Raw genomic sequence first — 25,408 nt, forward strand, 5'->3', positions numbered from 1 at the left:
CCCGATCCGGCGGCGAAAAAGACTAGCGCGCGACGACCTCGACCTCGCCGTCGACGCCGTTGACGACATTGAAGGGGCGGTCGTACACCTTGCCCTCGTTCTTGGCGATGGCGCGATATTCGCCTTCGGACAACACGACGCGGGGGAATGCGCCGATCGATTCCTTGATGATGTCGCCGCCCGGCGTGATCACGGACCACGCGGTGTTCGCCAGCGCCTCGCCGCCGCGGTCGCTGACCAGCTTCAGGGTGATGACCGCGGCGCGATGGGTGATGATCACGTCGGTCAGCTTGCCGGCCTGGACGCGAATGTCCGAGCGCACCACGGAATTGGCGTCGCCGTAGTTGGAGATGATGTAGTAGGTGCCCTCCGGCAGCAGCGCGACATCGCCGGCGGCAACGTTGGGTACCAGCGAGGCGCGCTCGCCGACTTCAAACTGGCTGCCCTTGTAGATCGCGAACGAAATCTGGTTCTGCGGAATCTTCGAAGTGCCGACGCGGCCTTCGATGCGCAGGCCGCCCGCCGGAAGCACGAAGGATTCGCGGTCGGTCTCGGCCTTCAGGGTCACCGGCCGCACCGCGCTGACCAGTCCAAGCGCGACATGGACCACATAGCTGCCCGGCGGCAGCACGATATTCGGCGTCGCGCCGCGTTCCTCGCGAATCAGTTTGAACGCGCCGGTCTCGTCCGGCCGGTCTGAAAATACCCGCCACACCAGCCCGTTGTTGATGACCGGCAGATCCTTGCCGTAACGGGCCGTGAGCGCCAGCACGGCCTGGTTGGGCGGCGATGCGCTGGAGGGCGCGACCACCGGCGGTGCCACGTTGGCGATCGGGGGCGGGGGCTGCGTCAACGGCGCGGGCAGATTCGGCATCGATGCCGGGCCGGAGGAAGGCGCCAGATTCATGGCCGGCCCTGCCGGGGCTTCCGGAACCGAGGCCGGGGGTACCGGTGGCGGCCGATCGGTAAACATCTGAGCCGAAACGGAGACTGGGACCGCGGCGACCAGAATTGCGGCAAGCAAGAGCATCGCAAGCCCGCTTGCGCCCCGCCTGGATCCGTTGATGCCTTGACTTCCCATCGTCATAACCGATGCTTTTCACTGAAAACGCGGCAAATTCAAGCCTCTGGTATACAGATGGGCGCCGTGGAACCGGCAAGGCCGCCAGATATTACCTTCCGGGGACCGCGGACGCGTCACATTCCGTCCCCCACCGCGGCATAAACCATGCTTGTGGTCGATTCTGGCAGGATCGGGCCGCAGCTTGTAGCCTTGCGTTCCTCAGGAGATTGCCTCGGTGCTGGATAATTTGATCGGGCGCGGCCAAAATGGATCCGATGGCCGCGACAAGGTGGGGCTCGGCACCATCCGGCGGCCGGTGATCGGGCTGGCGCTCGGCGGCGGCGCCGCGCGCGGATTTGCCCATATCGGAATCGTCAGGACATTGATCGCCCACGGCATCATCCCCAATGTCGTGGTCGGCACCTCGATCGGCGCGGTGGTCGGCGGGGCCTACGCCGCCGGGCATCTCGATACGCTTGAAGAATGGGCGCGCAGCCTGCGGCCGCGGAATATCCTGGGCTATCTGGATATCCGTCTCAACGGTTCAGGCCTGATCGGCGGCGACAAGCTTGCTGCCCAGCTCGAACTCGCCATGGGCCAGACCCTGATCGAGGACCTGCCGCTGAAATTTGCCACCGTAGCGACCGAGGTCCGCACCGGCCACGAAATCTGGCTGACCCATGGCCGCGTGGTCGATGCGATGCGCGCCTCCTATGCGCTGCCCGGGATATTCGCGCCGGTACTGGTGGGCGACCGGTGGCTGGTCGACGGCGCGCTGGTCAATCCGGTACCGGTGTCGGCGGCGCGGGCGATGGGCGCGGAAATCGTGATCGCCGCCAACCTCTCGAGCGACGTCTTCACGCACGCAACGACGGTCTATTCGCACGGCGCATCGGCCGCAGCGCCGGAGATCACGGTCGAGATCCCCGCGCCGAAGCGCGGTCTCGGCAGGTTGTTTTCCGCGGAACGCACCGTGAAGCGCGAATTTTTCGGCAGCGGCGGACGGCCGGGCATCTCTTCGGTGATGGTGGACGCCTTCAACATCATGCAGGACCGCATCACCCGCGCCCGCCTCGCCGGCGATCCACCCGATATGTTGATCTCGCCGCGGGTCGGTCAAATCGGCTGGTTTGATTTCCACCGCGCCGACGATCTGATCGCGCATGGCGCGCGCGCCGCCGAACGCGCCATCATCTCGATCCAGGAAGCGATCCACATTCTGGCGCCCGGCGCATGATCCACCAAAGCATGCCCTCGGGGCTTGACCCGAGGTGTGAGGATTTGGCGATAACATCATCCGCAGCTTAACGACTTTGCCGCGCGATCTGACGCCAAACAGGACACCATTTTTGCTGATCGCGTTGTTATCCGCCAATGTGGATGCGGCGGCCGACAAGCTGCGCTGAGCGCCTTCTCGCCCGGGATCAGGCGGTCTTGATGTAATCGCGCAGCGCTTCTTGCTCCATCTCGTATTCGCGCACGCGCCATTTGACGATGTCGCCGATGGAAATCAAACCGACAACCCGCTCGCCGTCGAGCACCGGCAGATGCCGGAATTTTCCGAGCGTCATCATCTCCATGATCGCGGCAACGGTGTCGGACTGCTTGCAGCTGATGACCTTGCGCGTCATCACCGCGCTGACGGGTTCCTCGAGCACCGCAGCACCGCGTTCGCCGAGCACGCGCACGATGTCGCGCTCCGACAGGATGCCCTCGATGCGGCCCGTGCTCATCACCAGGACGGCGCCGATCTTCCGCTCCCCCAGGATCTTGATGGCGGCGGAGAGTTTCGCCTCCGGCTCGACGCTCTGGATATTGTGGCCTTTGGTATCGAGAATTGCACGTACCGTCATTGTCGTCTCCTTGAATCCGATCGCGCCCCTTAAGCGAGCGCGGCCTTTATTCACCCGAGTTTTCAATCAACAGTTCAGCGCCGGTTTCGTTGCGGGCGCATTGGGAACGCACGGCTTCCCGGAGCACATTCCGCGGGGCCAAGGCCGTGCCGCATCAAGCCGTGATGATGGATGAAATCGCCTTGCGCCGCAAGCAAAGGATCAGCTGCGGTTGGGTCCGTCGTCGGAGGACGCATCTGCAGCATGGGGCGCCGCGCGCGGAACCGGATCGAACAGGGAAAACAGCAACAGACCAGCGAGAAAGCCGCCGATATGCGCTTGCCAAGCGACGCTGGCGCCGTCCGCGCCGATGGCGATCGATCCGACGCCGAAGATGATGTTGACGCCGAACCAGACGCCGAGAAAGCCGAGCACGCGCGTATCGCGCAGCGCGCGCATCAGCGACAGCGCCGGCACCTGTGCGGCGGCATCGCCATCGCCGCGGCTGAACGACAGGAAGCTGCCGCGCACGAAGGCAAAGCGAATCGCCGCCGCCATGGTGCCCGAGACCGACGCCGACGCGCCGATCATCGGCGCCACCGCATGCTCATGGGTGACAAGATGCGCCAGCGCGCCGGCGGCGGCGGTCACCGCCATGAAAACGAAAAACCGGACCGCGCCAAAGCGGCGCGCCAGCGCGCTGCCGAACGGCAGCAGCCACAGCACGTTGAAACCGATATGGCTGAGATTGGCGTGCAGCAGCGAATAGGTCACGAAGGTCCAGACCTTGGCGCCCTCGCCGCCGGGAAACTCGATCGCCAGCAGCGTCGAATCGTAGCGCTTCGGAATGAAGCCGAAGACGTCGATGGTCCAGTTTTCCAGATCCGGTGGCAGCAGCACGCGCAGGTGAATGACCCCCAGCAGCAGCACATAGGCAGTCAGCGCGCCCGGCAGCGTCAGGATCGGCTCGCGCGGGGGCGCCGGCGGCCACTCCGGCGGGGATTCGGATGGAGATTCCAAGGGGGCGCAGACCTCAAGAAGGCGGCTCTTGCGAGCGATTGGGCCCCATTAGAGCGTTTTGGCGCGAAGTGGAAGCCGATTGACGCGAGGAACAGCCGTCAAACCCATGGCGTTGCCGCAAGATGCCGCACGGCCAAACAAAAAGGGAGGGCTCTGAGAAAGCCCTCCCTCTGCTTGCCGCTGATCTTCCTGCGCGAAGGCCCCGGGACGACATCCCCACCCCTCCCCGCGCAAGCGACCAATCTGTTCGACGCCGCCTGTGTCACAACCCGCCGGAACCTGGAGAAAACCGGCGGGGGATCGAGTGCGCGGACACTAGCAGGCTGCCGTCGACCGCCAAGGCGATAGTTAACTTAACGTTAACGGCGCAAAGCCGGCGCCTACAGCCGCTGCGGCATGGACGCTGCAAAGCCGGTCCTGCACAACAAACCGAGGCAGGCGTGTGCGTGATTGCGGGACAGATATGTCCCGCCGCGCCGGGTCCAGGGGCAAGGGCAAGACATGAAACATCCGTCCAGCCGCGAGTTTTTCGCCTATTGGGATGAGAAGCGCGCCGGCGCGCGCGCACCGGACCGCAGCGAGATCGAACCCGGCGCGGTGCGCGAACTGCTCGGCGATATCTTCGTGCTGTCCTACGACAGCGCCGCCGGCTACCCGTTCCGCGTCGCCGGCACCAGGCTCTGCGCGCTGCTCGGTCAGGATCTCAGGGATCGAAGCTTTTCGTCGCTGTTTGTCCAGGACGTCCGCCGCGAGATCGAAGACATCATCACGGTGGTGACCGAGGAAATGCTGGCCGCGGTCGCCGGCATCACCGCGACGGCGGAAGATGGCACGACATCGCATCTGGAATTGCTGCTGCTGCCATTCAACAGCCGCCCCCACATGCCGCTCAGCCTGACCGGATTGCTCGCCCCATTTGAAGGCGGACACCGCGTGCTGCGGGATTTCAAGCTGACCTCGTGGCGCTATCTCGGCCACCAACCGCAGCGTCTGGTTCCCCGCGCATTGCGGAAGCTCAGGGTCGCGCGCGGACTGATAGTCTATGAGGGCCTGCGCTAGACGCCCGCTGATCGATCGATCCCGGCAACGATGCTTGCCTGCGCTTGACGAAGCGCGGCGCCGGAAAGCACGCAAGCTGCAGCGGTGCGCCGGGGGTTACGCCTTCCCGGGTTCCAGCGCCGGCTTGCCTTCGTCGAACTCGGCCGCATCGACGAACAGATCGGGGACCTTCTGGGCCCGACCCAGAAGCCATGCCAACCCAACCATGATCAGGATGCCGCCAACGCTGACGAAAAGTTGCGCCGAGAGGCCGTGGGAGTACTGCACCAAAAACCAGTGCGCGCCAAAGGACAGGAATACGCCGAAGCAAAACAGCGGCAGCGAATGCTGGCCGCACATGATCATCGGGCGCAGCCATTTGGAAGCTAGGATCTCCGATTTGCGCGGGAAATATCGCGAGACGATCAGCGCCAAAGCGAGGAAGTGCGTGAAGCGCAGCATATCGAGGTCGGTCTTGTCGATCGGATAGATCAGTTTGATCATCCATTTCGGCACCATGGCATCCAGCATCGGAACGTGCCAGGTCATCACGATCAGGAATGAGAACGCTATCCACGCGCAAGCCAGTATCAGCGCCGCGCGAGACTGGATGATGCTTTGAATCTGGGCGACGGCGCCAACGCCACACCATGCAGCGAACACGAACAGCAATTGCCAGGCGAACGGATTGAAGTACCAGTGTGTCCCCGGCGGATACGAGGCCAAATTCCAGTCGAACAGGCGCGCCCCAATGTACAGCAGGATCGAGGCCAGCAAGGTCCAGTTCGGACGGCGCAACAGGCACCACAGGATCAGCGGAGAAGCGGCCACCAGCGATATGTAGAGCGGCAGCACGTCGAGGTCGACCGGCTTGTAGCGCAGCGTGAGCGCCTGCCCGATCAGAACGTCCGGATGCTGGAGGAAATTGTGAACGTTGAACTCATCCTCATACATGGGGTTGTCGAATTTCCTGACCGTGCGCGCGATCTGCGCCGTGAACAGCAGGAACAGCATGATGTGGGCAACGTACATCTGCCACACGCGCGTCCACAGCCGCTTGAGGGCAGCGAGAAAATGCCCGGCGCGTATGATCGGACCGTAGATGTAGCCGGCCAGATAACCGGAAATGAACACGAAGCACTCGGCGGCGTCGCTGAAGCCGTAATTGCGCAGGGTCAGCCAGGCGACGAAGTCGTCCGGAATGTGGTCGAGGAAGATCATCCACAGCCCGACGCCGCGGAACAGATCAAGCCGGAGATCGCGCTCGACGGCGTGCGATAGAGATACCTTATCCTGACTGGCCATCATGCCTGATCCATTTTGTCTTGTTGCGCATCGCGACAAGGGTCAAAGAGGCGCTTCGGAGGACCTGCGAAAAGCTGGCGCGCCGCGAAAAATTCACTGCGCGCACCGCTCGCAGTCGATCGTCTGAAATAAACCGCCAGCCAAAAACACGTCCCCCCGCGCATTGATACCTGCCGGAATACTGGCGTCAATGTCCCAGTCGGGACCATTGACAGCAAAAGGCGACCTCGCGGTTAGCGGCGGCTCTCGGCGCAAATCGGCTTAGGGAAAGCCAATGATCTCAAATGCCCCGCCGGTAACGCCGCCTATGTCGTCTTTATCTTTGCGGGAATACCGCTGATCGCCTGCGAGGCGAGCATCGCGGATTCGATCGCCGACTCGAAGCACCCGCCGCTGAAGCGCGTCCCCGTCCAGTCACCGACGACATGGAGGTTGGAGAAGCCGGCTGTCGCCGCGGGCAACAGGCGGCTTGCGACGTTGGTCCCGCCCGGCGTCTGCACATAGAGCTCCCAGCCATCGAAATTCGCCACCCCGTAGCGACTGACGACCTGGCTCGGCGCATAGGCCGGCCACAGCGTCGACAGGCTTTGCGTCATCCACTGCTCCGCGAGCTGGGTCGCTTGCTGCTGCATCGAACCCGGCAAGGGCGGGGGCTGCTTGGGAACGGGCATGCAGCCGACGAAATAGCCGATGGCTTGCGGCGCGTTCGGACCGCTCCACGTTTCCATCGGCAGCAGGTGACTCATGTCTCCCCAGGAATCGTAGTCCTCGGCGAAAGCGGTGAGCACGGTTGGGCCGAGCGTCCAGCCGAGGTTCTCGACCGTCGCGCTCATCCAGAGCTGCAGCGATTGGGTCGCGACCGAACTGCTGCCCTGAAGCGCCGTCTGCCAGGCCGCGCTTCCCTGTGCGAAGGATGCGGGGGTCTGGAGGATCGCTGCGGGCGGGATCGCGAGGATGACGAGATCGAAATCCTGATCGACCCTCAGCGTCTGGGGGGGGCCGACCGACACCGTGCAGAAGCTCGATTCGAAATCGACTTTGTCGTGCTGCAGGACCGAACCGTTCTGGAGCTGGCTCCAGTCCGGCTGGTTCGGCCAGCACGGGAGGTTTTCGACCAGCACCAGCGGATCGTAGGGCGCGCCGTTTGTCGTCACCGCCTGAATCGAGACGTCGATCGACTGGATGCGCCCGTCCGTCCCGGCGTGCATGTCGGCGAGGCGGCTGAAGAATTTGACGCATCCCGGCTGCCGCGCCTCGAGGACCTGGTAGAAAGGCGTAAAGACGGTGTCGCCCATCCCCGCGGCCATCTTCCAAAGCGGTGCGTTGCGGTAGCCGAACGCCAGCTCCATGACGAAGCGGAAGGTAACCCCGGCCGCGAGCGAGCCGGTGTCGCTACCGCCCGCCACTCCTCCCGGAAAGGCGAAGGTCAAATCGTAAATCGCACGGATCGGAGCCGCGGCGAGCGCCTCGGGAGATGCTCCGCACGTTTTCAGCCAGGCGCAAAAGTCCAGCGCGTTGAGCTTGTCGTAGGCGCCCTCGCCCCGCAGCGCGATGTCGCGGAGGTAGCCGATGCCCATCGCGAAACCGAGATTGGCGAGAATGAGAAGCCGGCTCACGGTGCTGTCGGGAAACGCGAGCGGAACGGCTTCCCGCTCGATGGTCTGGCCTGCGATGGCCACCGCCAGCTGCATGTTGGCGATCTCCAGCGCCGCGAGTTTTTCGTTCGTCAGGCTGTCGAACGGGCCCACCAGAGGCCCACGCAAGGCCTCGATCGCCTCCGCACCGCCGTTGATCAGGTTCTGGGCGCCGACCGATTGCTCCAGCCAATCGGCCAACGTCGAGACCAGCGCCTGAATCGAGGCAGCCGGTGCAGCCGCGGCGACCAGGCCCGTTCCGTATCCGTCGCCAGGCTCGCCCGGAGTCTGCGGCAGGTTGGCGAAATTCCACGGCGCCCAGCTTCCTCCCGGACCGTCCTGCTCCATCAGCGTGACCTGCCGCTGCGGGATGAAGGCCTCGGTCCACGTCGAAATCGGGCTGCCCGGCGGAGGTTTCCAGGCTTCATAGCAGGCGCGTAGTGTCGCAAAGGCGTTCTGATAGCAGCCCATCAGCATGTGAAGGCCGTGCTCTTCGATCCGGTCGCCCTCATCGTGGTTGCGGCCGCTCGCGCATTTTCCCCCGAGCCGCCAGCCCTGGGTGTAGAGCGTGACCTGATAGCGATTGTTCTGCTCCGGCGCCGTCAGCCAGAAGGCTGCGGCGACCCCGGCCGGGCCTCCTCCGAGAATGACGACCCTGAGCGGTGATCCATTCGGCATGGTTTGCCCCTCATGTTGCGCGGCGGCGAACCAGGGCGCCGCCGATGAATTGATTCACGCGCCTCATGTCGCGACGACCACGGCCGTGCCGGGGAGCGCCGCATAGTCGACCTTCGCCCAGGCGGCGAATATGACCGGCAGACTCGTGGAGCCTGGCTGCGGCGCCGTTCCGAGCAAATCGGATACGATCGCGTGGCTTTGGCAGGTCGTAATTTCCAGCGTGAAGCGGTCGAACAGGGGTCCGCCGCCGGCAAAGCCGGTCAACGCAATTGGCGAGTTCACGATCGCCTGATAGCAGCAGGTGTTCTGGTCGTCCGACGTGCGGAACTGCTTTAAGACGACACACTCGATCTTGGGCTGGAAGGCGAGCGCTCGCAGCACGTCCTCCGCAAGACCGCCAAGCAGTCCCTCGATCATCCCCAGCGCGGCTTCCGCGGCGCTCGTCCAGGGCGGGGCCGCGGCGCCCGGCTGCGTCTGGACGATGCGATAGAGCACGGCGTCTTCGGCGCGCGTGGTCGGCGCGAGGACGGGAAAGATCGTCGTCTGGCACGAGAAGTCCGCGCCGGGCGCGTCGGTCGCGACGCCGATGCGGGCAAGGACTTTCGGCCAGCCCCAGACCTCGCGTCCGGTGACGAGGCCGATCGTGTAGTCGATGAAGACATAAGGCGCCCAGAATACCAACCGGTTCGGAAGCAGATGTCCGGCGATATATTCCCACAGCGGCACGAGGATCATGGTCTCGCGGCCGGGAATCCAGCCGATCGCGTCGACCTGCGACGTGCATTTCGGCGAGTCGCTAAAGCTGATGATCGCAGCCGGCAGCGCGGGGACATAGCGCACGCTTCCGCCCGCCGCGGGATTGAGAAGCGTGTCGACGAGATTCTGGACGGCGGCCGTGCTGGTCTCGATGCCAAAAAGGGTCATCGTCGCGCCGGTAAAGGTGGCGGGCGCCGCCATGTTCGCCGCGCCATGCCCGATCCACGAAATGTAGGGCGCTGCGGTCATGTTCCCGGTCCTTGCGATGGAAGGCGTTGAAGGAAGTCGTATCCGACGATGTTGACCGGCTGGCCGCAGATCGCGCGCGACGCCGCGGCCCCCGACATGACGGCGCCTTCGATCGCCGTCGTGTTGAAGCCGTGCCGGCTGCCTTCTCCCGCGAGAATGAGGTTGGCGAATCCGGTTTGGTCGGGATGCAGGCGATACTGCGTCGTCCCCGCCGTCGAGAGCGTGCAACATTCCGTCGGGTCGATGTTGGCGCGCCAGAATTGCTGGTCGAACCGCGCCGCGCCGGTCGCCGGCTCCGTAACGTGCAGCACGTCGAAGTTGAAAACGCCATTCACGTCAGCGATCGGCCACAACGGGTAGGAAGAGCTGTTCAGCCAGGCGATCGCCTGCGTGCGGATCTCGTCGCTGGCCTGGGCGGGAACGCCGGTGTTGGACGAAGGCTGCCGGTACAGCGTCGTTTTGTAGGTTCCGGTGAGATAGTGCAAAGACTGCGGTTGAGGGTCCGGCCATGGCTCGAAGGCGAGCACCTGGGTCATGTCCGCCCAGATGTTCAGGTATTCGGGCCCGGAGACGGTCGCGGCCTTTCCGGTGGTCCAGCCGAGCCCGGCGCTGCTGGGATCGCACCAGAGCTGCACCGACTGCGTCGGCACGACGCCGACATTGCCGACGTAGTCGGCGAAACGCTTGCTCTTGGCAATGAGCTGCGCGCACATGCTGACATCGGTGTCATTCAGCGGCTTGTAGGCGCCGAGTGAAATCGCAAGGATGGCGATGTCGAAGTCCGTCCCGAGTTGAAGCACCTGCTGTGGGTTGACCGGCGGCCAGTCGCACCAGTAGCTCTCGAAATTCACTTTTTTCGCCTGCATCTTCTCGCCGTCGACGAGCTGCTCCCAGAGCGGCTCGGACGGCCAGACCGTCAACCCGTCGACGCCGAAGGTCGGCTTGTAATCGCCGGTCAGGATTTCGGCCTGACGGTCCATGCGGATCGTTTGAACGAGCGAGCCGTCGGCGGAAAGTTCGATGCTGGTCACCTTCCGGAAGAATTTGAAGGATACGCCCGCCGCCAGCAGATGCTGGTAGAGCGGCGCGACAAGCACCTCGCCCATGCCCGCCTGGATGTCCCACATCATCGAGCCCTTGTAGGTTCCGACCAGACGCATGATGACGCCGAGCCCCGATCCGGCCGCATAGGACGGGCGCGTCACGTCGCCGTCCAGGTACTGGAACAGCGTGTCGTAGACGATGCGTACGACCGACGAGTTTTTGACGATGTCGGGATCGGCGCCGTGCAGGATCAGCCAGGCGCGGAAGTCGGTCCCGTCCAGCGATTCGAGCGGCTTGTCGGGGATCACCAGATCTTCCCAGATGCCGCGAGTGGTGGCGGCGAAGATATCCAGTACTTCGCTGAGGATTTGATGATCGATCGGAGAGGTGCCGGCGAATGGTGCTCCCACAAGGGCGTCGCGCGCCCAGCCGACTAGATCGTGAAAATGTCCCATCTGCTGGTCGCTCAGGCTGCTGAGGTCCGAACCGAGCGCGTCAAGATGCTGCTGCGCGGCCCTCAGCGCGCGCGACGGCGTGGCGTTCGTCGGCAACAACGGGGCGTGGGTGAGGCCTGCTTGCTGCGGCGGCAGGCCGGCGGTCGCGACGGCCTCCGCGGGGGCGGGCTGCCAGTGTCGTTCGATGGCCTCCGCGATCCAGCCGGCGACGACTTCGATCATATCGCTCCAGGTCGGCAGCAGGGTGCCGTCGCCGGGCGTTGCGTCGTTCAGCGGCCACGTCAGCGGCCAGTAGGTCCACGTTCCGTCTTCGAGGAGAACGCCCAGCGGCGTGTAGGTCTGCGGCTTCACCGCCGCCTGCCAGTTCGGCAGCTTGCCGCCCGGCGGGTTCGCCGCATACAGTTCCTGCAGCATCTGAAAGGTGTTCTCGTAACAGCCGAACCAGACATGCAGGCCGTGTTCGAGGTTACGGTTCAGCTTGTCCCGTCCGCTCGCCGCCTTGCCGCCGAGCCGCCAGCCGAGCTGGTAGACGGTGACGTCGTGCAGGTCGCGCAGGGCCTGGGTCTTGGTCAGCTGATAGGCCGCGCTGAGCCCAGCCATGCCTCCGCCAAGAATCGCGATTTTCTTCTTCGCCATGGATCTTCTTCCCCTTCCCCGTTGGCCTAGGCCACAACAGCGGTTTCGGCCTCGCTCGCAACGGCGGCGGCCATCGACATCGAATCGTAGCCCCAGGGCCGGGCGCCGAGCGCGTTCAGCATCGAAACCCCCTGCTCGTAATGGCGCCCGCGCGCGTCGCTGTCCGCCAGCGCTTCGGCGAGCCCTAGATGGCTTAACGCCTCCTCGAGCGGCATCCGCAGGCGCCGCGCCCAACCCAGCCCGCGCTGAAACTGCGCGACCGCCCGGCCCTTCCGCTGCTCGGCGAGCGCAAGACGTCCTTCGAGCACCAGCGCGCGCGGACGGCATATCCGGGTGCGAGCGGCGTACGCGCTGACGGCGCGGCAGGCCTCGGCGGCGCGGGCGTGCAGCGCCTGGTCGCGTCCGCCGTGTCTTTGGCTTCGTTCGAGAAGTTCGAGGAAGACCTCCGCCACCGCGCTCACGCTGTTCCACGCCGAACCCATCGTGCAGAAGGCGTCGAGCATGTTCTGCAATGCCTCGCCGGCGATGCGCCGCGCACCCTCGACGTCGCCGGACCTGAGAAGCGCGGCGGCGGTCATGCCGTCGCAGAGGTAGCCTTCCGCCGGGTGCAAGCCCAACTCGCGGGCGAACGCCATGCGCCGCACCGCGGCGGCGGGAGGACGGCCTTCGAACATGTCGAGCGTGGTCATGCCCGCGAGCAGCCAGACTCGCACCGAGACGGTCCAGGCCGCCTCCGCGTCCGGCCCGAACTCGCTCAGGATCGCCCGCGAGTCGCGATATTCCCCCATCGCAGTCGCGATATTTGACAACAGCGACCTGCAGGACTGTCTGCGGAACCGGTCGCCGAGACGCTCGAAGATCTTGGCACCCTCCTGCAGATGGGTGCGGGCGTCGTCCCAGTCGCACGTGTGCACCGAGTAGACCCCGCCGTAAAGTCGGGCGAAGCCCTGGTCTCGCAACTCGCCGACCCGCTTCGATTCGTCGATGGCGCGCTGACGGTAATAGCGGCCGAGCGCGTAGAGGCGGGTCGTTCCAAGTCCGATTGCAAATGCCCCGTAGCCGCCGATCGTTTCGGACACCGCGCCGACTTTTTCCGCCTGGTTCAACGCCGCCAGCGTGTCATGCTCCAGCTCGGCGGACCGGCACATGAAATAGGCGTGCTCGGCGAGCCGCGTGTGCAAGAGCGCGGAGAGCCGTTCGCGCTGGCGCATCGCCTCATCGTGCGGCGCCCGCATCAGGCCGAACCGGTGCGCCGCCTGCCGGCCCACCTGCCCTAGCGTGGAAACCCTCATCCGAAGCGGCGTCTGCGGCCTTTCGATGCCGTTCAGCCGCATGCACTCCTTGAAATGGCTTTCGGCTTCGGAAAAGCGCGCCAGCGCATGCAATGCCTCCCCTCGCAGAAACGCGAACTGCGAGCGCTGCGCGTCGGACAGCGCAAGCCGCTCGCGTTTCGCTAGGCGATCCGCGCGCTCGACATGCATGAGCGCGTCATCATTGGCGGAGCGAAGAACGGCGAGGCTCGCCGCCGACAGGCGAAACTCGACCGCCCTCGGCGTCTCGCCGGCATGCTCGCAGTGATGGGCGAGCTCGGAATAATGCGGCTCCAGCGCCTCGGCGTGACGCCGCTCGATCTGCTCGACGAGACGAAGATGGAGCGAGCGTCGTTGCGCATAGGCCAGCAGATCGTAAGTCGCCTCCTGAATGATCACGTGTCGGAAGGCGTGCGCGGCGCTGTCGCCGCCCGATGCGGGCTCAAGAATGCCGGCGCGCGCCAGGCTCCGCACGCTCGCCTCCAGACTGGACGTCTCGGTCGCAATCGGATAGATCGCGCGCAAGGCTTCCATCTCGAAGACGCGGCCGATGACGCTCGCGACCTTGGCCACCAGCTGATCGACCTGACCAAGAGCGTCGATGCGCCCGACGACGAGGTCGCGGAGCTTGTGCGGCACCGCGGCGGTGGTGAGATCGGAAGCGTGAACAAGACACTTGCCGTCTCTTGCTTCGATCAATCCATGCTCCTGCAGCGAAAGCACGAGCTGTTCGATGTGGATGGGCAGGCCTTCCGACTGTCCGTACACGAACTCGACAAGCCGGCGCGGAACGGATTCCACTTTCAGGATATCTGAAATGATTTGCGCCGTGCCCTTCGAGTCGATGCGCGCGACCGGGATGCGGCGCGACGCGCGCTGCAGTACCCGCCCACCGTGCGGCGCCTCCGTCACGTCGAGCGGCCGCGACGTCGCGACGACAAGCAGCTGAGGCAATCTCCGGGCGATGGCAAGCAGAAGATCCGCCGACAGCGCGTCGATCCAATGCAGGTCGTCGAGCAGAATCAATGGCGTTCGATCGGCCGTCTTTCGCGCCGCGAGCGCAACGACGATGTCCTCGATGCCCGCCTGCCGCGCCGCGCCCTTGATCTGAGCGGCAAGGTCGGTGCTCGGGAGGCCGAGGGGCATCACGTCCTCGATCAGCGCCGCCTTCTCGCCGAGGTCGGTTCCGGCCAGCGCCTCATGAAGTCGCGTCCGCAGAACAGGCAAACTTGCGGACTCCCCGTCGCCGCGCTCGCGCAACAGTTGCCGCAGCAGGGAGCGGAAGACGTAATAAGGCGTTGCCCGCTCGATCACATGCGTTGCCGCCTCGATCGCCGGATAGCCGCACCGTTCGGCGGTCTCCCGCAGCGCCTGAAGCAATCGGGATTTGCCTGCGCCAGGTTCGCCTTCCAGAACGACGAGGCCGCCGACCCCGCCAGTGAGGCGCTCCGTCAGTTCGGCGTACTCGGCGTCCCGTCCGACCAGCGCCTTGTGACCCGCGGGCAACGACGTCGGCGCCGCGAATGCCTGCGACAGTCGGTGAACGGCAAGCGGGCGGCCGCGTCCCTTGAACAGGATTTCCTCCGCAGCCGAGAACGTAAACCGCCCGCTCGCCGCCCGGACGGTCTCGGCGTCGTACAGCACGTCGTCATCCGCTGCCTGCATGAGCCGCGCGCCGTAATTCATGACGGGCCCGTTCAAGACGTATTCGCGCCTGGCCGTGTTGCCGATCAGGCCGCAGAACACGCGGCCTGTGGTCACACCGACGGAGAGCGGGACGCCGAGCCTTGCGGCGTCCCCGCGGATGCGCTCTGCGATCCCGACGGCGCCAGCCGCGTTGCTTTCCGAACTGAAAGGCGGCAGGCCGCAGGCGATCAGCGCGATGACGCCTTTTTCGTCCGCAACCACCCTGAAAATTTCGACGTCGAGCGCCTCGGCGGCCTGGGTCACGACCTCGAACATCCCATGCAGTCGGGCCCCGGCGGCCGCGTCCGCCACGTCCGAGGCGCCGAGCCGCACATAGACGAGGGTCATGACCCGGAATTCCATCATCCAGGCGGCGAGCCCCGACTGGCTGCGCACGACGACGACGCGCGGCAGGAAGGATTCCGGCGCCGACCACAGGGTCGGGGCCGGCGCACGGGCCGGAACGAGATCCTCCGACGCCGCGTCGCCCAGGAAATCGAGCCGCGCGGCCTCGTGCGCCGCTTTGACTGCCCCCTGAATCGGTTCGAGCGACGCTGCTTCGCCGAGCAACTGCGCCGTCACGCTGTCGACGATCACCTCTCCCGGTTCGCCTCGATGCAAGATCGCACCAATTGTGCGCAATGGCTCGCCGGCAAGAACATGAAAGCACCTGCCGCCCGCGCCGGACAGAACCACGGAGTTGAACTTGCCGGCGGCCAGCGCCAGCCTGTGGCGAAGCGGAGCCGCTGGCTGGAGCGGCCAGCAAAGGTCGATCTCGCGAAGAGCGATCGCGGCCCGCGCCGCCGACCTTGCATGCGCCGAAGTCGATCCGTCGGTGCGCCACAGCGCGATCACCGCATCGCCGTCGATGCTCACCACGTCGCCGCCATGCGCGGACACAACGTCGATCACGTGGCGGAAATAATCGTTGAGTATGCCTCCGAGCCGCTCGGCGCCGTCCGGGCCGGTGGCGGCAATCGCATCGGTCATGGAGGTGGAGTCGACGATGTCAACGAAGAGCACGATCCCGTCGATGTCGCGAAACCGGGAGCCTTCGCCGTCCTTTGCCTTGGCAAGCTCCTCGCGCAGCAATTGCGAGGTAAAGCCTTCGAGCCGCTGGTCTGATAAGGGAGCCGACACGCCTGCGCTCCTTATTCCGCTCCCGAAGGGGGAAATCATCGTCGCGAAAAAAGTCATTCCAGCGGATTTGATCGTGAACGGCGTCACACATCGGCAAAACAAGTTACGTGTCGTGTCCGATACTAACCTTAAGCCTCGGCGTCGTAAAAAATTGAAAAATCCGGCCCATGGTAGTCACGACTGGAGCGGATCGAATTCACCGGATATGGCCCGTCCTGCCGTTATGTTAACTACGCATTCGACGTGATTTCAAGGGGGTACGGCATCGACATCGCGGGAGGTCAATTTCCTGCTGGGTTGGATGCCATGCGCTTAAGTTTGCGGCCCATCGAAAGCGGCGGTTTCCGCTATGGGGCTGCCTGACAACGCGCCGACGCGCGGTGGGCGCCATCCCACTCCGCGGGTTGGCCGGCCTATTCGGCCAGCTCCGGCCACGGCACGATGGTGGATTTCACCGTCTTCATCGCCATCGCGTCGGCGACCGCGCTGCCGATGCCTTCCTCGGAAAACGGATACAGCGTCTGCATCTCGAGCCAGGGATATTTGGTGCGGGTGCGATAGAGCATGTCGACACCGAGCGGCAGATCGTTGCCGGTGAATCCCCACGAGCCCAGCACGTTGAGGTCCTTGGTGCAGATGCGGTGCCAGGACGTATTGATCGAGCCGGCATCGGTGAACTGGCCCATCTCGACATAGGTGCCGCCGTCGCGCAGCATTTCGATGCCTTCGGGACCGGCGCTCGGATGACCCGAGCAATCCATCACCAGATCAGCCCCAAAACCGCCGACGATGTCGCGCACGCGCTTGATGCGTTGCTCCGGCGTCCCGACTTCCTCGATATTGACCGTGGCCTCCGCGCCGAATTTGCGCGCCAGCGCCAGCCGCGGCGTCTCCGGCGCGCCGACGCAGATCACCCTGCCGGCGCCCATCTCGCGCGCCGCGGCGACCGCGAGAATCCCGATCGGGCCGGAGCCCTGGATGACGACGGTGTCGCCCCAGGTGAAGCCACCGGCGCGGGTGGCCCGGTTGAAGGCGCGGATGCAGGAGGTCAACGGCTCCGACAAGGCGCCCAACCGCAGCGACATGTCGTCGGGCAGTTTGTAGATCTTGGTGCCCGGCAGCATTTCGAGATCGACATAGACATATTCGGCCCAGCCGCCCCACAGATGTGGCGCCTTGTCGAAGCCGAGATAGCGGCCGTAATAGACCGGCGTCAGGCATTTGTTGGCACTCTGCGGATAGTGAATGCAGTAATAGCAATGGCCGCACGGCATCAGCGGCGGGATCATCACCTTTGATCCCACCGTGAGCGGCTTGCTCATGAAGTCTTCCTTGAAATCCGAGCCGACCTCGACCAGTACGCCGCCGATCTCATGGCCGAGCGTGAACGGCCACGGCAACGGCTTCGGCCAGTGGCCTTTCAGAATGTGCAAATCGGTGCCGCAAACGCCGCAGGCGCCGACCTTGATCAATGCCGCCTTGCTCGAGATTTTCGGCCACGGCACGGTGCGAATGACCGGCTGGGCGCCGGGTCCATCATAGGTACAGACGCGGATTTGTTGCATGGGTTTCCTCGCGCGCCTGTTTTTCTTTCTTGATGACGACGCGGGCGAAACGTTAGTCGAGACCAAGCGCCCTGCCAACGCCACGGCCTTGCGGACCGCCGGCGCGTCGCCAAAAATCCCGATCACCCGCAGCCGGAACGCTCGTCCGGGTTGAAGCAAGCCGCCTGCTCACACTTGATGCAACCATCGCTAACCGCTCGTTAACCCTGCTGGCCGTAGGGTCAAAACGACACCGAAAGCCGGTTGTCCGGGTAGCGAAGATGGCGTTGGCGCACAAGAAATCGGTTCTTCCGTCCACCGAAGAGCGGCGGCGCTTCCAGCGGGTGAAGGTTCATCTGCTCGGACGCTACATGCTGCCGGACCGGCGCGAATTTCCCTGCCAGATCATCAATATGTCGCCGGGTGGCCTGGCCCTGCTGGCGCCCGGCATCGGCAATGTCGGCGACCGGGTGATCGCCTATCTCGACCATATCGGCCGGGTCGAGGGCAAGATCACCCGGATTATCGACAACGGTTTTGCCATGAGCGTGGGCGCCACCGCCCGCAAGCGCGACAAGCTCGCGGCGCAGCTGACCTGGCTCGCCAACCGTGACATTCTCAACCTGCCGGAAGACCGCCGCCACGACCGCATCGTGCCGCGCAATCCGATTTCACTGCTCACGCTCGAGGACGGCACCAAGATGACCTGCCGGATCATCGATATGTCCCGGTCGGGCGCCGCCATCGCGGCGGAAAATCGCCCCCCACTCAAATCGCTGGTCCTGCTCGGCACGGTCCAGGCCCGGGTGGTGCGAAACCTCGAGGAAGGCTTCGCGCTCGAGTTCATTCACGAGCAGCAGGCCGAGACGCTCGAGGACAGCGTTATCGCGCGGTAAGTCCGCCTGAAGCGCCCCACCCCGCGACTCATTGGCCGCGCGCCGCCGGTTTCGACAAATACTCGCGCGATTGCGCCTCGCTTTTGAGAGGCGTCACCTTGTCGGGATCGATCCGCACCATGAGATAGTCGATGTGGTCCTCGATCCTGGTAAACCAGTGACCGGTGCCGGCCGGAATCACGACCACATCGCCGGCCTTGATCTCGTAAGCGATGCCGTCGCGAACCTCGGAGCCGTTGTTTCCAGGCCCATTGAACTCGACGACCGTGCGCATGGTCGCCGGACGTCGCTGCCGGTTGACGATATCGGGTCCGAGCACCAGCGTCGCCGCGCCGGAAAGCACATGATAGACCTCGCTGATCTGGTCATGCTCGGCCACCGAATCCGGTGCCGGCTTGTCCAGCCTGCCGCGATGGACGATGCCGATGCCGATGTGCGCCTTGCCGATGTCGATATCCCGCACCTGCTGGTCGAGCAGCTTCTCGGCGAGGGCCTTGTTCGCATAGCCCTCAAGTTCGGCTGCCGGAATGTAGGTCCCCGGGCACATGACGCAGGTCGGCTGCGGGTCGGTTGGGTTGATCCGGACCCGATCCTCCGCCCGCGCCGGCGCGCCGATCACAAGGCACAGCAGTATTGGAATGCTCCAGAACACACGTTTCATGACCACCTCGCTGTTTTCCGACAGCATGCACGGACTCCGCAGCTTGCCAAGTTCTGCCGAAGTCGGGGACAGCGTTAGCGCGCGGTAAAGCGACGGGCTCCGCGAAATCCGGTTTTTCCGGGCCTGAAGGCGATGCCCGCGTTGCCGGATACCGCCTTCCGCCGCTCGAAACGTGCGGCCTTCCCGGTTAATGCGGCCGGCCCGCGTCGCCGCAACCGCAGCATTGACGGGCCGCGGGGCCTTAATGCCTAAAATTTGAATCAATTGCGGTTTGTTAAAATTCTAATCGAATTTTATTCAAGTATAGATCGAATTTGCTTCTGTCTTTACTTGTATTAGCCTCAATTGTACTTGGCTAACTTAGCAGCGGCGCAAAGCCTTTGTGCGAAACGTGGTCCCAACAAGAAACGGGGGCCACAATGTTTGGGTTCAGGGGGCAGGGAAAGGCACTGGCGGTCGTCGCCATCCTATTGGGATTGAATGCATCGGCGTACGCCGCCGATGAACGGACACTTTATGCCAGCCTTGGCGACACCACGCGCGCGCCGATCGGCTGGGTTGAATTCTGCGCCGAGAATCCCGGTGAGTGCCGGGGTGGTGCGGCGCAGCCACGCGATATCGTGATGACGCAGGCGGCCTGGCGCGATCTTTTGCGCGTCAACCACTGGGTCAACGAGACCATCAAGCCGATGACCGACATGGATCATTGGGGCGTGGTCGAGAAATGGTCGTTGCCCACGGACGGCTACGGCGACTGCGAGGACTACGTGCTCTTGAAGCGCAAGATGCTGATCGACGCCGGATGGCCGCGCGAGGCGCTGCTGATCACGGTGGTGCGCGACAAGATGGGCGAAGGTCACGCGGTGCTGACCGTCAAGACCGACAAGGGCGAGTTCGTTCTCGACAACCAGAACGAAAACGTCGTGGCCTGGACCGAGACCGGATACCGCTTCGTCAAGCGGCAGTCGCAGAGCGACCAGAATGTCTGGGTTTCGCTTGGCGACAGCCGTCCCGCGGCCGCCACCGCCAGCGCCCGCGATCACTAGTAACGACAACGAGACAACAGGACACGCGACCCGGTCACATCCCCACCCCTCCCCGTCCCAGACCGGATCGCGCGCGGCCAGCCCTCCCCCAGGGGCTGGCCGCAACTTTTTTTGGAATCCATGACAGCTTGCGGGTGGCATCTTTCCGCTTTGACGCGGCATTTAGACTCCAATGCGCTCGTCCTCCAAAGATTCCATTGGCTGCATATACCGAAGGAACGTCCGCGCGGGCGACGTCGGCCAGTCCGAGTCATGCTGAATTGCAGATTGATCGGTATCCGCGCCTCGCCGTGAGGCGCGCGGCCTACAGCCAATTAACTCCCGCCAGCGGCAGCACCCGTTGAAGGATCGCCGCCAGGCAGAGCAGCGCCACCAACAATTTCAGAAGGCCTGCCAAGCGGGAATCATTGATGAACCTATCAATGGCCCAAAAACAAATTGCGCCGACGACACAAATAATCACAATTCCGATCAAGAGTGAAAGCATGGAAACCCCCATATTGGCGCGGCAACGACACTGGCGCGCCACTCCGGATGAAAATTAAGATCAGCTTTGGCTCGTGCGCAGGCCGCAGCTTCGCGATGTCTCTGACAAGATAATCTGTTCAATTAGCGCACGCTCGCGTTGCGGTAGATCAATTGCATGAAGCCCTTCCTGGATCATCTTTAGTCATTGTTTCCGAAGACGACGGCTCCGCCGAGGTCGCGGTGCTGTACAGAAACATCTGGAGACTTTGCCATGAATAAATCGTCCCGAATTATGCTTCTTACGCTATTGGCCGCAACTACGCCGTGGGTCGTCGCGCCTGTCATCGCGGCGCCAGTAACATCCCCGCTGATGCTGCGAAGCGCGGCGGTGCCGTCGGTTGAGACCGCGCGATACCGCCGCGGCTACGGCTACGGCGGCGCAGCCGTTGGGCTCGGCATCGCAGGCGCACTAATCGGCGGGGCGATTATTGGCGCAACACAGCCCTACGGCTATTACGGCTACCCGCCCGGCTATTATGGTCCGGCCTACGTCGCTCCGGCTCCTTACATTGGTGGCGACGCAGCCGCCTATTGTGTACAACGCTTCAGGTCCTATGACCCGTATTCTGGCACTTATGTCGGTTACGACGGCCTGCGGCACCCATGCCCGTGATGATGGCAGCTTAAGTTTCGGCTCGTCTGACGTGGCGGACTCAGCGGCAATATTTCTCAGTCACGAAAATTGCACGAATTAAGACGGCGTCCGAATGCTAGACTGGAACCGATGTTCTCTAAGCAAGCTATCAATGCAATACCGGATGCTCTTGCCCAAGGCGTCCGATGAAATGACGGCCTCAGCATGCACCCCCGCGCTGGGGCCGCTTCTTTTGGGCAACCGTTCTTAGGTAACGGCCGCAACTACGGTAAGGCGTCGCGAATGCCTGATCTCTATAAGAAGCCGCCAATTTGAGCCGAAAACTCACTGCGTCGAAAAGAACGACAAACTCCGGAGACCGGAACTGGCCTATTTGGTTCGGGTCTCCGGGCGCTTGTGACGAACGTATGGGACTAAGCAGCCTTGCTTGGTGCGGCTACCTTTTCCGATGCAGGACTCGGGCTCGGCGGAGCGCCCGTCTTGATATTAATTGTCTTGGTGGTCTTCACGGCCTTGGCAGGCTTCTTGATCGTGAGATGCAGCACACCCTTGTCGAAATGAGCTTCGACGGCTCCCTCTTCCGGCTCGAAGGGTAAGGACATCGATCGATAGAATGAGCCGTAGCTTCGCTCCTCGACATGCCAGTCCTTTTCTTCTTTGGTACTCTCCGCCTTTTTTTCACCGGAAATGACCAGCTGGTTGGCGTCAAGGCTGACCTTGATGTCTTTCTCGTCCACACCGGGAAGTTCGGCTGTCAGTTCGAAGGCATCCTTTGTTTCAGCCACATTGATGGCCGGCACGCCAGCTCCGATGCCGGGAGAAGGCGGTTTCTGATCGAAAGCACGAAATGCATTTTCCATTTCGCGCCGCATGACTCGGAACGGGTCCAGCTCTTGGCTCGTGGTCCACAATCTCGGAAGGCTCATCTGCTCTCTCCATGCGTTAGCGGAAATTTCACAGAATATTTTGGCCTTTCCGACCCTGGCAGCCTTGATCTGTCTCAAAGCAGCCAAATTATCCCTGCGATGTGGTGCAGCGTCCATCACGGTCTCTCGAATCACGGAGTCGAGTAAGACCGCGCGCGATCCAGTAGGTCGGGAGCAGCGCGACGAAACCCAAAACAGTTGCAGGCCGGGAGCACGGGAAGGCAACTCGCTCGGCACATCGAGGGCGGCGGGAGGCGATTCAGGTTTGGAAGCGAACGGCTCCGCCACTACGGCAAGCCCCGCCGGCAGACAGTCAACGTTTCAAAGCCAAGCCCTTCCTGGCTGTCATTGATCTAAGTCAATGGCGCGCCAAAAACAAATCCATCCTAACAGGAACCATCGTCGACCGACTCTATTCGTTCTTCGTCCGATGTCGGACGCGCAACAATTGGTGAACACCATGAAGAACATTCTCCTGGCGACGGTCGCCATCGTCGCATTCTCTGCTCCCTCGTTCGCGGCTGAAACGCCCAAGACAACCGGCCAGGCGCCGCCATCATTCTACCTGGCTCAGGATACCGCGACCATGAAATGTCAAATCGTCGAGGCCCAGCCTGTTGCGGGCGGCAGCATGAAGGTCGTCGGCGCCGCTCACGCGACAAAGGCATCAGCGGAAACGGCTTTGAAGGCGGACAAAACTTGCAAGTAACGAAGTGACGGCGCGAGTACCGGGGCGGGTCCGTTGGTTCGCCTAGAGCTGCGAAACAACCGACCCGCCCCGCCGCTGCCGACTGCCACGAGCAACAATAATTCAATCAAAGACCCAATCGATCACTGGGTCGTTGCGCTACTTGGCAGCGCAACACGAGCTATTCCCATCTCAGATATTCTCGAAAGGAAGACGTCATGCGAAAGACCCTGATTCTTGTAACGACTGCGGCCATGTTGGTTGGTACGGCAATTACTGGGTCAGCGGTCGCGCGGGACCGTTCGGACCGTACAGAATTGACCGCGAGCCAAATCACAGGTCAAGCAGCGGCTCGCGCGGCAAAGATGAAGGCTGACCTGCGCCTCACTCCGGAGCAGGAGAAAAATTGGTCCGCTTTTGAGACTGCCGTAGTGGATATGTGGAAGAAGCAGGCCGAGCAACAGATTGCCTGGCGAAATGCCCACGCCAAGCAACAAGGCAGCGTCGATCTAGTCGATGAAATGCGTAAGGATGCTGATGAGCACATCAACCAGGCGAATGCATGGAAGAAACTCGCAGACGCCGCCCAGCCGCTTTATAGCAGTCTCGACGATCAGCAAAAGCACCGCTTTGCCGACTCACTCTTTCGCAGGGATCGTGACCGCCATTCCTATTGAGTATTGAGCAACGAAATTGAACGGCGAGCAGCCCTCATGACTGCTCGCCCCCGGCGCGCACGAATTCAAAGTTTGCCTAGCAATAGCAGAATCAACAGAATGACGACGATCAGGCCCAGGCCTCCGCCACCGTAATACCCGGTGCCATAAAATGGCCCGCCGCCTATGCCGCTGAAGCCGCCAAGCAGAGCTATTACGAGAATAATCAGTATGATCGTCCCAATCGACATCTCAGCCTCCGTTTGTTTGTCGTTCCGTCCTAATTTCGAATTCCAGGCCCCCGCATTCCGAATGAAGAACTCGGCTTCGACGAATTGACGAAGGCTTGCCTCAAGATCCTGTCGATTCCGCAAACTCAACCGATCAAGGAAGAATGGTGGTTGCGACGGAAGCGCCGTTCGGGCGGCTCCGACTGCGACGATGTACCGACGGCCCTGATCGTCCGAGACCTGGGTCCAGAGACGATCAAGGGCCGTGGCCCGGATACGCTAGTAGTAACGATAGCGATAAAAGCGGCGGCCATAGTATGGCCCACCGCCGTAATAGTATGGCCCGCCACCGTAATAGTATGGTCCACCGCCATAATAGTACGGCCCGTAGCCGTAACCATAATTTTGCTGGGCGGCGATCGCGGCCATGGTTCCAAGCGCCATCCCAAAGAAAGCGAGTCCCGCAGCGTCACCTCTACGGTAGTAGCGGTGACGGCGGGCCGAGCTGAAATCCGTGGCATCGCTGGACGCCGCGGTGACAGAGACCCCTTTTGACGCGGGACCTGCCATGGCCAACGGCGGCTCGCTCATGGTGACAACCAGCACTGCAATCGTTGCCAATACGACGCCGCGGCCAGTCGAAGAAAGCAATCTATTGCGAATAAGCATTTTCGCCTCCTCGTCATTTCCGGAATAATTGTGATGTTAAATCTGCGGCGAGCATAGCCAAATCACCTTGACCAAAATCAAAGGGTATCTGAATTGGCGAAGGGACTGCGCCGTGGTGCCGGGCCGCGCAAGGTCGCAGAACGCTCGTTTGAAGACCCGTCCAGCTCAGCTAGTCATGCATTTGTAGAGGAACGGCCAGCTCTTCCGACCTTCAAGTTTCTGTTTGCTCGACTGCTGCCGGCAATCGGCCCATTTGGTTGTTTCCTTAGCCCACTCTTTTTTCGCCGCTTCCCACTGGTCTTTAGTCCACTTCTCGACCTGTGTTGGCATCGAGGCTTTCGATGAATCTGTGGTGGAGGGCGCGGGTGTAGATTTGGTTGCGGGTGACGATGGTGAAGTCTGCGCAAGTGCGGCGCCGGAAAGGAACGCAGCAAAAAATGCCGCCGTTAGGCAAAAACCAATTCGAGACATGAGAATTTCCTCTTTTGAGATTCAAGAGCTGGATGGCGGCGTTGAAAAAAGCTCCGCCAATTGATTAAGTAAGTTCCATCCGCGACATTTTGCGTTGATCTGCGTCAAGAGCAGCAAAGCGCGTTCGCCACGCGATAAGTCACCAGAGGCCGGAGATCCATTTCGCGCCGAGGATCGTCTCCCAGACCGCCGCAAACTCGATCGCCAGCACGATGACGCTGGCCAGCAGAGCTATCGAGAGCAGGAGTCCGTCCTCCTCGAGATAGGCGAGCGAGATCAGCGCGATCACGAGGGCCGGGACGACGTTGCTCAGAGGGACCGGAGTGAATAGCAGGGTGATATTCAGCAGCACGACGACGGCGCCGACGAGACGCTTGGTCGCATCGAGTGGAGTGGGCCAGCGCGGATGGATAAGCTTCTCGAGATATCTCAGCACTGGCACAGCTCGCTGCACCAGGGCGGCGAGGTGTCGCGTCGGCAATGGACGGACGGCGATGCGGCGCGGGAACACCGGCATGTGCTGGCCCGCGATCATCTGGAACGCAGGGATCATGAGTAGCAGGCCGGCTACGATCGAGACACCCGGTGCGATTGCGACCACAGCGAGCAGGAGCATGATGAGGCCGAAGGAGCGCTTGTGCAGGCGGCCCAT

The 25,408-nt window shown here is 62.9% G+C and carries 25 protein-coding genes; 9 read left to right on the forward strand and 16 right to left on the reverse strand.

The genetic code is table 11. The annotated features are described in order from the left end of the window. Positions 1-22: 22 nt before the first annotated feature. Positions 23-1,087, reverse strand: coding sequence for a hypothetical protein (locus tag E8A46_RS17335; protein WP_291563234.1), 1,065 nt, complete (start codon positions 1,085-1,087; stop codon positions 23-25). A gap of 211 nt (positions 1,088-1,298) precedes the next feature. Here E8A46_RS17335 and E8A46_RS17340 point away from each other — a divergent pair, with 211 nt between their 5' ends. Beyond that, positions 1,299-2,300, forward strand: a complete 1,002-nt coding sequence (locus tag E8A46_RS17340; RefSeq protein ID WP_291563237.1) for a patatin-like phospholipase family protein — start codon at positions 1,299-1,301, stop codon at positions 2,298-2,300. A gap of 187 nt (positions 2,301-2,487) precedes the next feature. On the opposite strand, the gene E8A46_RS17345 is transcribed toward E8A46_RS17340, so the two are convergent. Together E8A46_RS17345 and E8A46_RS17350 are read right to left on the reverse strand one after the other, a co-directional pair. Further along, a complete protein-coding gene (locus E8A46_RS17345) occupies positions 2,488-2,916 on the reverse strand; it encodes a CBS domain-containing protein (RefSeq protein ID WP_291563240.1) in 429 nt (142 codons plus the stop codon). Positions 2,917-3,117: 201 nt separating this feature from the next. Beyond that, positions 3,118-3,915, reverse strand: coding sequence for a rhomboid family intramembrane serine protease (locus E8A46_RS17350; RefSeq protein WP_291563243.1), 798 nt, complete (start codon positions 3,913-3,915; stop codon positions 3,118-3,120). Between the two features lie 501 nt (positions 3,916-4,416). On the opposite strand from E8A46_RS17350, the gene E8A46_RS17355 reads away from it, so the two are divergent. Further along, positions 4,417-4,974, forward strand: coding sequence for a PAS domain-containing protein (locus E8A46_RS17355; protein WP_291563246.1), 558 nt, complete (start codon positions 4,417-4,419; stop codon positions 4,972-4,974). 96 nt (positions 4,975-5,070) lie between these two features. On the opposite strand, the gene E8A46_RS17360 is transcribed toward E8A46_RS17355, so the two are convergent. The 5 genes from E8A46_RS17360 to E8A46_RS17380 all read right to left on the reverse strand — a co-directional run bounded on the left by E8A46_RS17360 (position 5,071) and on the right by E8A46_RS17380 (position 15,303). Next, positions 5,071-6,258 (reverse strand): OpgC domain-containing protein, encoded by a 1,188-nt coding sequence (locus E8A46_RS17360; RefSeq protein WP_291563307.1) that lies wholly within the window; start codon positions 6,256-6,258, stop codon positions 5,071-5,073. A 305-nt stretch (positions 6,259-6,563) separates the two neighbouring features. After that, a complete protein-coding gene (locus tag E8A46_RS17365; RefSeq protein ID WP_291563249.1) occupies positions 6,564-8,570 on the reverse strand; it encodes an NAD(P)-binding protein in 2,007 nt (668 codons plus the stop codon). 63 nt (positions 8,571-8,633) lie between these two features. Next, the gene (locus E8A46_RS17370; protein ID WP_291563252.1) at positions 8,634-9,575 is read right to left on the reverse strand and encodes an acetoacetate decarboxylase family protein; all 942 of its coding nucleotides are present in this window, start codon (positions 9,573-9,575) and stop codon (positions 8,634-8,636) included. After that, positions 9,572-11,710, reverse strand: coding sequence for an FAD-dependent oxidoreductase (locus E8A46_RS17375; protein ID WP_291563254.1), 2,139 nt, complete (start codon positions 11,708-11,710; stop codon positions 9,572-9,574). Before E8A46_RS17375 ends, E8A46_RS17370 begins: the two co-directional genes overlap by 4 nt. 26 nt (positions 11,711-11,736) lie before the next feature. Then, positions 11,737-15,303 (reverse strand): adenylate/guanylate cyclase domain-containing protein, encoded by a 3,567-nt coding sequence (locus tag E8A46_RS17380; RefSeq protein ID WP_291563255.1) that lies wholly within the window; start codon positions 15,301-15,303, stop codon positions 11,737-11,739. Between the two features lie 18 nt (positions 15,304-15,321). Between E8A46_RS17380 and E8A46_RS17385 the strand changes: the two genes are divergently transcribed. After that, positions 15,322-15,831: a hypothetical protein gene (locus E8A46_RS17385; RefSeq protein ID WP_291563257.1), complete on the forward strand. Its 510-nt coding sequence runs from the start codon at positions 15,322-15,324 to the stop codon at positions 15,829-15,831. Positions 15,832-16,259: 428 nt separating this feature from the next. Here the strand turns inward: E8A46_RS17385 and E8A46_RS17390 are convergent, their stop codons facing one another. Next, the gene (locus E8A46_RS17390; RefSeq protein ID WP_291563258.1) at positions 16,260-17,411 is read right to left on the reverse strand and encodes a zinc-binding dehydrogenase; all 1,152 of its coding nucleotides are present in this window, start codon (positions 17,409-17,411) and stop codon (positions 16,260-16,262) included. Here E8A46_RS17390 and E8A46_RS17395 point away from each other — a divergent pair. Together E8A46_RS17395 and E8A46_RS17400 are read left to right on the forward strand one after the other, a co-directional pair. Beyond that, complete coding sequence (locus E8A46_RS17395; protein WP_291563262.1) at positions 17,410-17,565, forward strand: hypothetical protein; 156 nt, start codon at positions 17,410-17,412, stop codon at positions 17,563-17,565. The genes E8A46_RS17390 and E8A46_RS17395 overlap by 2 nt on opposite strands. 106 nt (positions 17,566-17,671) lie before the next feature. Continuing rightward, complete coding sequence (locus E8A46_RS17400) at positions 17,672-18,286, forward strand: PilZ domain-containing protein (RefSeq protein ID WP_291563265.1); 615 nt, start codon at positions 17,672-17,674, stop codon at positions 18,284-18,286. 28 nt (positions 18,287-18,314) lie between these two features. Here the strand turns inward: E8A46_RS17400 and E8A46_RS17405 are convergent, their stop codons facing one another. Then, positions 18,315-18,974 carry a hypothetical protein gene (locus E8A46_RS17405; protein ID WP_291563268.1) on the reverse strand — a complete coding sequence of 220 codons (660 nt, stop codon included), beginning with the start codon at positions 18,972-18,974 and terminating at the stop codon, positions 18,315-18,317. A 392-nt stretch (positions 18,975-19,366) separates the two neighbouring features. On the opposite strand from E8A46_RS17405, the gene E8A46_RS17410 reads away from it, so the two are divergent. After that, the gene (locus E8A46_RS17410; RefSeq protein ID WP_291563271.1) at positions 19,367-19,993 is read left to right on the forward strand and encodes a transglutaminase-like cysteine peptidase; all 627 of its coding nucleotides are present in this window, start codon (positions 19,367-19,369) and stop codon (positions 19,991-19,993) included. A 304-nt stretch (positions 19,994-20,297) separates the two neighbouring features. Here E8A46_RS17410 and E8A46_RS17415 read toward each other — a convergent pair whose 3' ends face one another. Next, positions 20,298-20,480: a hypothetical protein gene (locus E8A46_RS17415; RefSeq protein WP_291563274.1), complete on the reverse strand. Its 183-nt coding sequence runs from the start codon at positions 20,478-20,480 to the stop codon at positions 20,298-20,300. A 252-nt stretch (positions 20,481-20,732) separates the two neighbouring features. On the opposite strand from E8A46_RS17415, the gene E8A46_RS17420 reads away from it, so the two are divergent. Next, entirely contained in the window at positions 20,733-21,134 is a 402-nt protein-coding gene (locus tag E8A46_RS17420; protein WP_291563277.1) for a BA14K family protein, read from the forward strand. A gap of 395 nt (positions 21,135-21,529) precedes the next feature. Here the strand turns inward: E8A46_RS17420 and E8A46_RS17425 are convergent, their stop codons facing one another. Beyond that, positions 21,530-22,159 (reverse strand): Hsp20/alpha crystallin family protein, encoded by a 630-nt coding sequence (locus E8A46_RS17425; protein ID WP_291563280.1) that lies wholly within the window; start codon positions 22,157-22,159, stop codon positions 21,530-21,532. A gap of 313 nt (positions 22,160-22,472) precedes the next feature. Between E8A46_RS17425 and E8A46_RS17430 the strand changes: the two genes are divergently transcribed. Together E8A46_RS17430 and E8A46_RS17435 are read left to right on the forward strand one after the other, a co-directional pair. Further along, positions 22,473-22,751, forward strand: a complete 279-nt coding sequence (locus E8A46_RS17430) for a hypothetical protein (protein WP_291563282.1) — start codon at positions 22,473-22,475, stop codon at positions 22,749-22,751. Between the two features lie 197 nt (positions 22,752-22,948). Then, positions 22,949-23,407, forward strand: coding sequence for a Spy/CpxP family protein refolding chaperone (locus E8A46_RS17435; protein WP_291563285.1), 459 nt, complete (start codon positions 22,949-22,951; stop codon positions 23,405-23,407). Positions 23,408-23,472: 65 nt separating this feature from the next. On the opposite strand, the gene E8A46_RS17440 is transcribed toward E8A46_RS17435, so the two are convergent. From E8A46_RS17440 to E8A46_RS17455, 4 genes are all read right to left on the reverse strand, one after another. Beyond that, positions 23,473-23,637, reverse strand: coding sequence for a DUF3309 family protein (locus tag E8A46_RS17440; RefSeq protein ID WP_265082377.1), 165 nt, complete (start codon positions 23,635-23,637; stop codon positions 23,473-23,475). Between the two features lie 258 nt (positions 23,638-23,895). Next, positions 23,896-24,285 (reverse strand): hypothetical protein, encoded by a 390-nt coding sequence (locus E8A46_RS17445; RefSeq protein WP_291563293.1) that lies wholly within the window; start codon positions 24,283-24,285, stop codon positions 23,896-23,898. A gap of 165 nt (positions 24,286-24,450) precedes the next feature. Next, a complete protein-coding gene (locus E8A46_RS17450) occupies positions 24,451-24,756 on the reverse strand; it encodes a hypothetical protein (protein WP_291563295.1) in 306 nt (101 codons plus the stop codon). A gap of 139 nt (positions 24,757-24,895) precedes the next feature. Further along, the coding region (locus E8A46_RS17455) for an exopolysaccharide biosynthesis protein (protein WP_291563298.1) at positions 24,896-25,408 on the reverse strand (513 nt) is incomplete at its 5' end.

Origin of the sequence: Bradyrhizobium sp. (genome assembly GCF_004799445.1) — a bacterium.
Taxonomy (GTDB): Bacteria; Pseudomonadota; Alphaproteobacteria; order Rhizobiales; family Xanthobacteraceae; genus Bradyrhizobium.